Source organism: Allosphingosinicella sp. (assembly GCF_036387215.1).
Classification (GTDB): Bacteria; Pseudomonadota; Alphaproteobacteria; order Sphingomonadales; family Sphingomonadaceae; genus Allosphingosinicella.
The window spans coordinates 1-9,831 of record NZ_DASVUE010000221.1; the positions used below are offsets into that span (position 1 = coordinate 1).

A 9,831-nucleotide genomic window follows, 5' to 3' on the forward strand; every position below is an offset into this window, starting at 1 on the left:
AGGATCTTCTGGAGGTCTGACACTTATTCGGGGTGCTTGATGTAGTTGAGCTCGTTCATCTTCCGCATCATCTCGCCCGCGAAGCGTTCGGGGACGGCTGCCGCTCCGATCGCCCAGGCCATGATGTCCACGTCCTGCTCCTCGAGCAAAGCCTCGTACCAGTCGATCTCCGCATCGCTCCACCTCTCGCTGAAGCGGTCGAAGAAGCCGCCGATCATCAGGTCGGCTTCCTTCGTGCCCCGGTGCCAGGCGCGGAAGCGGAGGCGCTTCAGGCGTGTCTCGCGGTCCATAAACTCCATGCGCGATTGACCGGCAGCGCCCGAATGGCGCGCCGGCTGATGAGGTGGACGCTCATCTAGGGATTGCGGCGCCAAGTTTGAACCACTTTCCGGCCGTCGTTGCCGCCGGATGCGCACCGCCTTAGACGAAGTGCGATGACTGGCCTTCGAAACGCGAGCCGCAGCCTGGCCGTCGCGCTCGCCGCGGCGCTGGCGGCGGCGCCCGCGGGGTCCTCCGTCCCGGTGCGGGTGGGGCCGGTGCCGGAGGCGCTTCGTCTCGACCCATTCTACGCCAAGCATGTGGATGCGCGGGGAATCGCGATCGTCGGCTCCCCAAAAGTGCCGGACGAGGCGCTGCTGATCGCCCGAGACATCATTCTGGCGCAGCTGGCGCGCCGCGGCGACGTCCGCCGCGAGCTCGTCGCCCGGGGCACGCGCGTCGGCATCATCGCACCCGATGAAGGGATGACCGACCTCCCCGAGCACCGCCACTGGAAGAAGCCGGCGAGGGACGATCCCAGGCTCACCGCCTGCGAGCGGGACCGCTACGCCCGGATCGAAGCGCTGAGCGACAGCGACTATTGGAACCGGCGCAGCCGCGGCAGCGGCGGCTATTTCACGACCGTCGGAGCCGAGAACCTGCTCGCGATCCCGGGCAGCCGCTATTTCGGGCAGAACATCCTCGTCCACGAATTCGCCCACGCCATCTTCTATGCCCTCCAGCGGGTCGACCCGGCGCTCCGCGCGCGGATCCGCCGCGCCTACGATCGCGCCCGTCGGGAGCGCCTCTGGGAGGGGGAATATCTTGCCGTCACGATCGACGAATATTGGGCGGGCGGCACCCAGATCTGGTTCGAAACGGCGATGATCGCCCGGCCGCGCGGCGCCGAGATCCTTTCGGCCAGGGACCTCGAGCGCCACGACCCCCGACTCTATTCGGCCCTTGCCGCCGTCTACGGCTCCAGCCACCGGATCGCGGCCGACCGCTTCCATCGGCATCCGGTCCGGAGCGCGGTCCCGGCCGGCTGGAAGAGCGCGGATTGCGACACCGTCCTCGGGCCGGCGGCGGGCTGAACATGCCGCAGGTTGTGGCCGCGGCCGCATCGTGGCAGCCCTAGACTCCGATGCGCCCCGACATCCTCAACCCGCTCTTCGCCGAAGTCGAAGCCCTAAAAGGGATCGGGCCGCAGCTCGCCAAGCCCTTGAAGCGGCTGGGGCTGGACCGCGTCGTCGACATCCTGTTCCACCTGCCGGTGAGCTGGATCGAGCGGAAGCGGGTGGAGCTGCTCGACGAAGCGGACGTGGGCGCGATCGTCAGCGTCGAAGTCACCGCCGTCGATTACCGCCAGAGCGGCGGGCGGGGCCCGTTCCGCGTCCATGCGACGGACAAGGCGGGGAATTATCTGACGCTCACCTATTTCAACAATCCGGGCTGGGCGAAGAAGCAGTTCCCCCTCGGCGAGCCGAGGCTCGTCTCAGGGCGGCTCGACCGCTATGGGCAGGAGCTTCAGATGGTCCATCCGGACCACGTCCTCCCTCCCGCCGAAGCGGCGTCGCTGCCGGTCGTGGAGCCGGTCTATCCCCTCTCCGAAGGGCTCACCAACAACCGCATGGGCCAGCTCGCAGGGCAGGCGCTCGCGCGGGTGCCGGAGCTTCCCGAATGGGTCGAGCCGAGCCTGCTTCAGAGCAGGGGCTGGCCGGCGTGGCGGGCCGCGCTTCACAAGGCGCATGGCGACCGCTTCGCCGACGCCGCGCGCGAGCGGCTCGCCTACGACGAAGTGTTCGCAAACCAGCTTGCACTGACATTGGTGAGAGCCTCGTCGCGGAAGCGGCGCGGGACGCCTCTTCGGGGCGACGGGCGGCTCCGGGACCGCCTGAACCTTCCCTACGCGCCGACCGGGGCGCAGCGGCGCGCCATCGCCGAGATCGAAGGCGACCTCCAGCAGGAGGTGCCGATGCTCCGCCTTCTCCAGGGCGACGTCGGATCGGGCAAGACGCTGGTCGCGCTGATGGCGCTTCTGACGGCGGTGGAAGCGGGCGCGCAGGGTGCGCTGCTCGCTCCCACCGAGATCCTCGCCCGCCAGCATTTCGACACGCTCTCGCGGCAGCTGGCCGGTCTGCCGGTGAACGTCGCGATCCTCACAGGACGGGAGAAGGGCCGAGCCCGCGAGGCGACGCTGATGGGCCTTGCCGACGGCTCGATCCACATCCTCGTCGGGACGCACGCAATCTTCCAGCAGGCGGTGGTCTACCGCAATCTCGGGCTCGCGGTGGTGGACGAGCAGCATCGCTTCGGCGTCGCCCAGCGGATGATGCTCGCGCAAAAGGCCGAGCGGCCGCCGCACCTCCTCGTCATGACGGCGACCCCCATCCCGCGTACCCTGACGCTCACCCATTATGGCGAGATGGACGTGAGCCGCCTCGACGAGATGCCGCCCGGGCGCCAGCCGATCGAGACGAGGGTGCTGAGCGTCGAGCGGCTGGACGAGGTGGTGGACGCGCTCGGACGCCATATCGGCTCCGGCAGGCAGGCTTATTGGGTCTGCCCGCTCGTTGAAGAAAGCGAGGCCTCCGACATGGCCGCGGCCGAGGAGCGAGCGCGGGTGCTCCAGCTCCGCTTCGGCGGTCAGGTGGGCCTCGTCCACGGCCGCATGAAGGGGCCGGAGAAGGACGCGGTGATGGCCGCCTTCCAGCGGGCGGAGCTCTCGGTGCTGGTCGCCACCACCGTGATCGAGGTCGGCGTCGACGTGCCGAACGCGACCCTGATGATCGTCGAGGGGGCCGATCGCTTCGGTCTGGCCCAGCTCCACCAGCTTCGCGGTCGGGTTGGACGAGGCGATCAGCGTTCGGTGTGCCTGCTGCTACGGACCAATGCGCTCAGCGAAACGGGGCGGGCGCGGCTCGCGCTGATGCGAGAGACCAACGACGGGTTCCGAATCGCCGAGGAGGATCTGCGGCTTCGCGGCGCCGGCGAGATCCTCGGTACGCGCCAATCCGGCGAAGCCCAGTTCCGGCTCGCCACGCCCGAGCAGATCCAGTCGCTGATCCAGCCGGCGACCGACGATGCCCGCCTGCTGGTCGACCGCGACGGCGGCCTCACCGGCCCGCGCGGCCAGACGGCGCGGACCCTGCTCTACCTGTTCGAACGCGACGCCGCGGTGGCATTGCTCCGAAGCGGCTGACCGGGCGCCGCCTCACTCCGATACGCGGGTGAACGATCCGGCGCGCGGGGGAACCCGCATGTCCGGTGCCGCCGGGCCGACCGCCACGAACACCTCCCTCGGCCGCCGCCCTTTCCTCACCGCCGTCAGCAGCGCCGTGCTGAGCCCGAAGGTCGCGAACACCAGCATGGGAATGCGGGCGCCGAACGATGTAAATATCAGCATGACGACGGGTGCGCACAGCGAGGCGAACACGAACGCAGCCGCTCCGGGGCCGAAGCCGGCCTTCCTCAGCCGGGGGCGGAGGGTCCACAAGTGGAAGAGCCGCGTACCGAAAGCGGCGAGGAAGAGAAGGAGGCCGAGGACCCCCGATAGGAGCGCGACCCACAAATAGGTGTTCACGAAGTCGACGATCCCTTCGCCCTGCCGCAGGTCCTGCATGCGGCTGAGGATGTTCGGGAACGTGTCGCCGGTGAGCGGGGACTTGGCGAACTCCTCCATCCCCCGCGTCATCAGCCGCTTGCGATATTCGATCGTCTCGGAGCTGTGCATATCGGCCGGCGCCGTGGTCTCGGGTTGGAGGCCGACCGTGACGAAGAATGCGGCGAACACGGCGGCACCGACCAGCAAGGTCGCGATCACGGTCTGCGAGCGCCTGTAGAGGTAGATGGCGGCAAAACCGACCGCGAGGCCGAGCAGGGCGCCGCGGGATTGGGGAGCGGCCACTCCGGCGACCAGCAACGCCATCAGCCCGAGGTGGAACAATTTGGTCGTGAAGGCGGAGCGGATCTGGCTCGCAGCGAACACGGTGAAGGTGAGGCAGAATGCGGCGATGGTCGCTTCGATGAACGGCCCGGTCGCGCGCATATTGCCTTCCCGGAACTTGACCGCAAGCGGGCTGCCGAGGTCCAGCCCGAAGGTGCCGTACATGGGCCGGTAGAACGGCCAGTGGAGCAGCAGTTCGGCGATCAGCACGACCGAGATCATCGACCCCGCACCGGCAAGGGCGACCGCGATCCGCCGGAAATCGGCAGGGGTCCTGATCATCCGGCTGAGGACGATATAGGGTATTCCGAGGCTACAAGATTACCCCGCTGGACCAGCTCAAGGTCAACGTCTTCCAGGTTGCGGACCTTTCGGGCAATTTCGACGTGGACCTCAATGGCGAGGTTGCATTCCCGCTGATCGGCCAGGTCCAGGTGGCGAACCTCACCACCCGCGAGCTTCAGAACCTGCTCAAGGAGCGGCTGCGGAAATTCGTGCACGATCCGGTGGTCAGCGTGGGCGTGAACCCGGCCGTCAAGCGGAGCGTCACGGTCGACGGGGCGGTTCGCCAGCCGGGCATGTTCCCGGTTGCGGGCTCGATGACCCTCATCCAGGCGATTGCCCTTGCGCACGGGCTCGATCCCGAAGCCAACCCGAGGCGGATCGCGATCTTCCGGCGGATCGGCGGCCAGCGCATGGCCGCGGCGTTCGACCTCGAGAATATCCGGCGCGGCAAAGAGGACGATCCGGAAATCTTCAGCGGCGACATCATCGTCGTCGACGGATCCAAGACCAGGGCGATCCAGCGCGAGATCCTGCAGACGCTGCCGGTGCTGGGCCTGTTCAGGCCTTTCTAGGCATTCACAGGAAGCTGTAGGGATCGACATCGACTGCCACGCGGACTCCGCGGGGCCAGTCCAGGCTTCCAAGCCAGGTGCGGATCACGTCCTGGACGTCAAGGCTCCGGGCGGCGTGGACGAGGAGGCGCTGGCGGTGGCGGCCGCGGAGCATGGCCAGCGGCGCCGGGGCCGGGCCGAACACGGCCATGTTCTCGACCTTGGGAGCGGTTCGGCCGATGAGGCGGGCGGTCTCGGTCGCTTCCGCCAAGTCCTCCGAGGAGACGATGATGCCTGCGAGCCGTCCGAACGGCGGCATCGCGGCTTCGCGCCGCGCGTCCGTCTCGGCTTCGTAAAAGCCCTCGGCATCGCCGCTGACGAGCGCGCTGATCACCCGCGCGGAAGGTTCGTGGGTCTGGACGAGGACCCGGCCCGCTTTTGCGCCGCGGCCCGCTCGGCCCGATACCTGGCTGATCTGCTGGAAGCTTCGTTCGGCGGCGCGAAGGTCGCCGCCGGAAAGGCCGAGATCCGCGTCCACCACTCCGACGAGCGTGAGGTTCGGGAAGTGATAGCCTTTGGTGACGAGCTGGGTGCCGATGACGATGTCGATCGCGCCCGCTTCCATCCGCCCCACGAACTCCGCGGCCTTGGCCGGAGACCAGATCGTGTCCGAAGTGACGATGGCGGTACGCGCATCTGGGAAGAGTGCTGCCACCTCGTCGGCGATTCGCTCGACGCCGGGGCCGACGGGGACGAGGCTGTCCACTTCCTGGCATTCGGGGCACATGCGCGGCGGCGGCATCATGTGCCCGCAATGGTGGCAGGCGAGGCGGTGGACGAGCCGGTGCTCGACCATCCACGCGGTGCAATTGGGGCATTGGAAGCGATGCCCGCAGGCACGGCAGAGGGTGAGCGGGGCGTAGCCGCGGCGGTTGAGGAACAGAAGGGTCTGCTCGCCGCGCTCGAGGTTCGCCTCCATCTCCCGCACCAGCGACGGAGCGAGCCAGCGGCCGCGGGGAGGCGGGTCCCGGATGAGGTCGATCGCAGCGATGTCGGGCATCTGCGCGCCGCCGAAGCGGGCGGGGAGGCGGACTTCCCTGTAGACGCCGATCTCGGCCATCTGCCGGGTCTCGATGGCCGGCGTCGCGGAGGCGAGGATGACCGGCACCTTCTCGAGCTTGGCGCGCATCACGGCAACGTCGCGGGCGTGATACTGCACGCCTTCCTCCTGCTTGAAGCTGGTTTCGTGCGCCTCGTCCACGACTATGAGGCCGAGGTCGCGGTACGGGAGGAACAGAGATGAGCGGGCGCCTACCACCACCTTCGCGTCGCCGGTGGCGATCGCACGCCACGCCCGGCGGCGCTGCGACTGCCGGAGACCCGAATGCCAGGCGACGGGCTCGCAGCCGAAGCGTGCGGTGAAGCGCTTCAGGAACGGCTCCGTCAATGCGATCTCGGGCAGGAGGACGAGCGTCTGCCGGCCCATCCGAATCGCTTCCGCCACCGCCTCGAAATAGACTTCGGTCTTGCCCGACCCGGTGACGCCGTCGAGCAGGAAGGGCGCGAATTCGGCGCCTTGCACGGCGGTGATAAAGCCGCGCGCTGCCGTCCTCTGCGCTGTTTCCAGGCGCGGCGGGTGGAAGTCCGGGTGGGGGCGGGGGAAGGGGTCGTCGATCGACACTTCCACCGCCTCGATCGCGCCTGCCTTGACGAGGCCGCGGATCACTCCGTCCGAGACGTCGGCTGCAAGCGCCAACTCGCGCACCAGCCCCTGCCGCTCACCGATCCGCTCCAGCGCCTGTTCGCGCTGCGGAGTCAGCCGCTCGGGGACCTTACCCGTGGCCCGATATTCGGTGACGGTGCGGGCGCCGTCGAGCGCGCTCGAGGAAGGGAGCGTCATCCGAAGCACCGCGCCAATCGGGGCGAGGTAGTAATCGGCGGTCCACTCGATCAGCCGGCGGAGCGCCGGTCGGAGCGGCGGCATGTCGTAGACGTGGAGCAAAGGCCGCAGACGTTCGTCCGGCACCTCCTGGGTCTCCAGCGCCTCCGGATCCCAGACGACGCCCACCTCCTGCCGCGGCCCCAGCGGCGCGAGCACGATCGAGCCCGGCTCGGCATGAGAACCCTGCGGCACCCGGTAATCGAGCGGACCGAGCGCTGCATTGAGAAGGAGGACGCGAACGCGGTTCATGCGCTCGCTAGATCGAGTCTCCCGGCGCAAAAGACAATGCGCCGGGCGCTCGTTATACGGCGGTAACATCTTCCGAATCGAGGGCAGCAATGAAATTCTTCGTCGACACCGCCGACATCAACGACATTCGCGAGCTTGCGGAGACCGGGCTGCTCGACGGCGTTACCACCAATCCCTCGCTCATCCACAAGTCGGGCCGGCAGTTCCTTGAGGTCGTGAAGGAGATTGCGGAGCTGGTGCCGGGGCCGGTCTCGGCCGAAGTGGTGGCGACGGACCATGCCGAGATGATGCGGGAGGCGGAGATTCTTCGTAAGATCGCGGACAACATCACGATTAAGGTGCCGCTGACGATCGACGGGCTCAAGACGTGCAAGGCGCTGACCGGCGAAGGGACGATGGTGAACGTCACGCTGTGCTTCACCGCCAACCAGGCGCTGCTCGCAGCGAAGGCGGGGGCGACCTTCATCTCGCCCTTCGTCGGCCGCCACGACGATATCGGGTTCGACGGGATGGAGATCATTTCCGACATCCGGATGGTCTACGACAATTACGATTTCGGGACGCAGATCCTGGTGGCGAGCATCCGCCACCCCGTGCACGTGCTGCAATCGGCGAAGATCGGTGCCGACGTGATCACCGCTCCGCCCGCCGTCATCCGCCAGCTCGTCAAGCACCCGCTCACCGACCGCGGCCTGGAGAGCTTCGCATCGGATTGGGCGAAGACCGGGCAGAAGATCGGCTGAGCCGCTCGTCGCAACCGGGAATTATCGCCATCGCATCTTAACCTTATTCGGGTTAGGCTGTTCTCGCGATGGGGAAAGTCATCAACTTCGAGGATCGGGCGGTGGCTCGGCTGAGGGCGCGGGTCGCGGCGGCGGAGGAGGCCAATCAGGACCTCATCGCTTTCGCGCGCGGCCATTCGGGCGCGGTCGCGTCGATTCACGAGGCGGTGCTTGCAGCGGTCGAAGCCGAGGGTTTCGATCACCTCATTCATATCGTCACTCAGGATTGGCCGCAGATCCTCGGCCTCGATGCCGTCGCAGTGGCCCTGTTCGCGGGCGACAAGGGCATGCGCGCCGATGCCTCGGGGCTTCAGTTCGTCGATCCGCGCGTGATCCAGCGGTCGATCGCGGGCTTCGAGGGCGTGGTGCTTCGCGGCGTCGAGCGGGGGCATCCCCTGTTCGGCCCGGCCTGCGACCTCATCCGCGCCGAGGCGCTGGTCCGGCTCGACAGCGAGCCGCCGCTTCCGAGCGGCCTGCTTGCCCTCGGGCAACGCGGCGAGCAGGGCTTCGAGACCCGCCACGGCTCCGAACTCCTCGTTTTCCTCGGCCGGGTGCTGACCCGCTGCATGAGCCGGTGGCTGATACCCTAGAGCATCATCCGGCCACGGCGATCGCGCTTCGCTGGCAGGACCATCTCACCCGCGACCGCCGCCGCTCCACTCATACGGTGCGCGCCTATGCCGCGACTGCGCACCGGCTGATCCAGTTCCTGTCGGAGCATCTGGGCGGCAGCGTCGAGCCGGCGCACCTCCGGGCACTTCAGCCGGCGGACCTTCGCGCCTTCCTCGCCCGGCGCCGGGCCGAGGGGCTCGGCAACAATTCGGCATCGCGCGAGCTTTCCGCCGTTCGCGGCTTTCTGACCTTCGCTGCGACCGACGCAGGGGAGAGCGCAAGCATCCCGCGCCTCAAGGGGCCGAAGATGCCGCGCAGCGTACCTCGGCCGATCTCTCCCGACGAAGCAGTGTCGCTTGCGGAGGAGGTGTCGGAAGATGCGAGCGAGGAATGGATCGCCGCTCGCGACTTTGCGGTGCTGCTGCTGCTTTACGGGGCCGGGCTTCGCGTCGCGGAGGCGCTGGGGATCACCGGTGCCGCGTTGCCGCTGGGCGAGACGCTGAGCGTCACCGGCAAGCGCAGCAAGACGCGGATCGTGCCGCTCATCCCGCCGGTTCAGACCGCGCTGGAGCACTACCTGTCGCTGTGCCCCTATCCACCGGCAAAGGAGCAGCCGCTGTTCCGCGGCGCCCGGGGCGGGCCGCTCAACGGCGAGATCGTCCGGCGTGCCGTGCGGCGGGCGCGGGTGCGGCTCGGCCTTTCGGACCGGACGACCCCGCACGCGCTGCGGCACAGCTTCGCGACGCATCTGCTCGGGCGCGGCGCTGATTTACGCTCGCTGCAGGAGCTGCTCGGCCATGCCAGCTTGTCGTCCACCCAGATCTACACGGCCGTTGACATGGCCCATCTGCTCGACGTCTATCGTAACGCCCATCCGCGGGCTTGAGCGCCTACGGGCTTTGGGCCCGCTGGCTGGAGGACCTGGATCCTGTATGAGGGACCGATGAGAACAACAGCATTGATCGCATGCGCCTCCGCCGTGGCAGCACTGAGCGCTCCGGCAGCGGCACAGGAGGAGTCTTCGCCGCGGAGGACGAGGGTCGGCCTCGGGCCGCAGCTGGTGCCGAGCTTCCCGGGCTCCGACAAGGTCAGCCTGCGTCCCTTCGTCGACGTGTCGCGGGCGAAAGGGGACACGCCCTTCGAGTTCGAGGCGCCGGACGAGAGCTTCGGCTTTGCGATTGTGAAAGGCGGCGGGTTTGCGTTCGG

General features: G+C 68.1%; 10 protein-coding genes. 7 read left to right on the forward strand and 3 right to left on the reverse strand.

Annotated elements, in window-relative coordinates; genetic code table 11:
- Nucleotides 1-23 precede the first annotated feature (23 nt).
- The gene (locus VF662_RS08605; protein WP_464139903.1) at nt 24-290 is read right to left on the reverse strand and encodes an FAD assembly factor SdhE; all 267 of its coding nucleotides are present in this window, start codon (nt 288-290) and stop codon (nt 24-26) included.
- Nucleotides 291-434: 144 nt separating this feature from the next.
- Between VF662_RS08605 and VF662_RS08610 the strand changes: the two genes are divergently transcribed.
- Nucleotides 435-1,352, forward strand: coding sequence for a glycoside hydrolase (locus tag VF662_RS08610; protein WP_464139905.1), 918 nt, complete (start codon nt 435-437; stop codon nt 1,350-1,352).
- A 50-nt stretch (nt 1,353-1,402) separates the two neighbouring features.
- Nucleotides 1,403-3,460, forward strand: coding sequence for an ATP-dependent DNA helicase RecG (gene recG / locus VF662_RS08615; protein WP_464139907.1), 2,058 nt, complete (start codon nt 1,403-1,405; stop codon nt 3,458-3,460).
- A 12-nt stretch (nt 3,461-3,472) separates the two neighbouring features.
- On the opposite strand, the gene VF662_RS08620 is transcribed toward recG, so the two are convergent.
- Entirely contained in the window at nt 3,473-4,486 is a 1,014-nt protein-coding gene (locus VF662_RS08620) for an O-antigen ligase family protein (protein WP_464139909.1), read from the reverse strand.
- A 38-nt stretch (nt 4,487-4,524) separates the two neighbouring features.
- Here VF662_RS08620 and VF662_RS08625 point away from each other — a divergent pair, with 38 nt between their 5' ends.
- A complete protein-coding gene (locus tag VF662_RS08625) occupies nt 4,525-5,061 on the forward strand; it encodes a polysaccharide biosynthesis/export family protein (protein ID WP_464139921.1) in 537 nt (178 codons plus the stop codon).
- A 4-nt stretch (nt 5,062-5,065) separates the two neighbouring features.
- Here the strand turns inward: VF662_RS08625 and VF662_RS08630 are convergent, their stop codons facing one another.
- Nucleotides 5,066-7,300, reverse strand: coding sequence for a primosomal protein N' (locus tag VF662_RS08630; protein WP_464139911.1), 2,235 nt, complete (start codon nt 7,298-7,300; stop codon nt 5,066-5,068).
- Between the two features lie 20 nt (nt 7,301-7,320).
- Here VF662_RS08630 and fsa point away from each other — a divergent pair, with 20 nt between their 5' ends.
- The 4 genes from fsa to VF662_RS08650 all read left to right on the forward strand — a co-directional run.
- Nucleotides 7,321-7,974 carry a fructose-6-phosphate aldolase gene (fsa, locus tag VF662_RS08635; RefSeq protein ID WP_464139913.1) on the forward strand — a complete coding sequence of 218 codons (654 nt, stop codon included), beginning with the start codon at nt 7,321-7,323 and terminating at the stop codon, nt 7,972-7,974.
- Between the two features lie 68 nt (nt 7,975-8,042).
- Complete coding sequence (locus VF662_RS08640; RefSeq protein WP_464139915.1) at nt 8,043-8,603, forward strand: DUF484 family protein; 561 nt, start codon at nt 8,043-8,045, stop codon at nt 8,601-8,603.
- Entirely contained in the window at nt 8,588-9,511 is a 924-nt protein-coding gene (locus VF662_RS08645; protein ID WP_464139917.1) for a tyrosine recombinase XerC, read from the forward strand. Before VF662_RS08640 ends, VF662_RS08645 begins: the two co-directional genes overlap by 16 nt.
- A gap of 93 nt (nt 9,512-9,604) precedes the next feature.
- Nucleotides 9,605-9,831, forward strand: a 227-nt coding sequence (locus VF662_RS08650) for a hypothetical protein (protein ID WP_464139919.1), incomplete at its 3' end; no start/stop codon positions are given.

Coding starts and splice junctions, on each gene's coding strand:
- VF662_RS08605 (WP_464139903.1), bottom strand. CDS start 290: ATGGACCGCGAGACACGCCTGAAGCGCCTCCGCTTCCGCGCCTGGCAC.
- VF662_RS08610 (WP_464139905.1), top strand. CDS start 435: ATGACTGGCCTTCGAAACGCGAGCCGCAGCCTGGCCGTCGCGCTCGCC.
- recG (WP_464139907.1), top strand. CDS start 1,403: ATGCGCCCCGACATCCTCAACCCGCTCTTCGCCGAAGTCGAAGCCCTA.
- VF662_RS08620 (WP_464139909.1), bottom strand. CDS start 4,486: ATGATCAGGACCCCTGCCGATTTCCGGCGGATCGCGGTCGCCCTTGCC.
- VF662_RS08630 (WP_464139911.1), bottom strand. CDS start 7,300: ATGTTACCGCCGTATAACGAGCGCCCGGCGCATTGTCTTTTGCGCCGG.
- fsa (WP_464139913.1), top strand. CDS start 7,321: ATGAAATTCTTCGTCGACACCGCCGACATCAACGACATTCGCGAGCTT.
- VF662_RS08640 (WP_464139915.1), top strand. CDS start 8,043: ATGGGGAAAGTCATCAACTTCGAGGATCGGGCGGTGGCTCGGCTGAGG.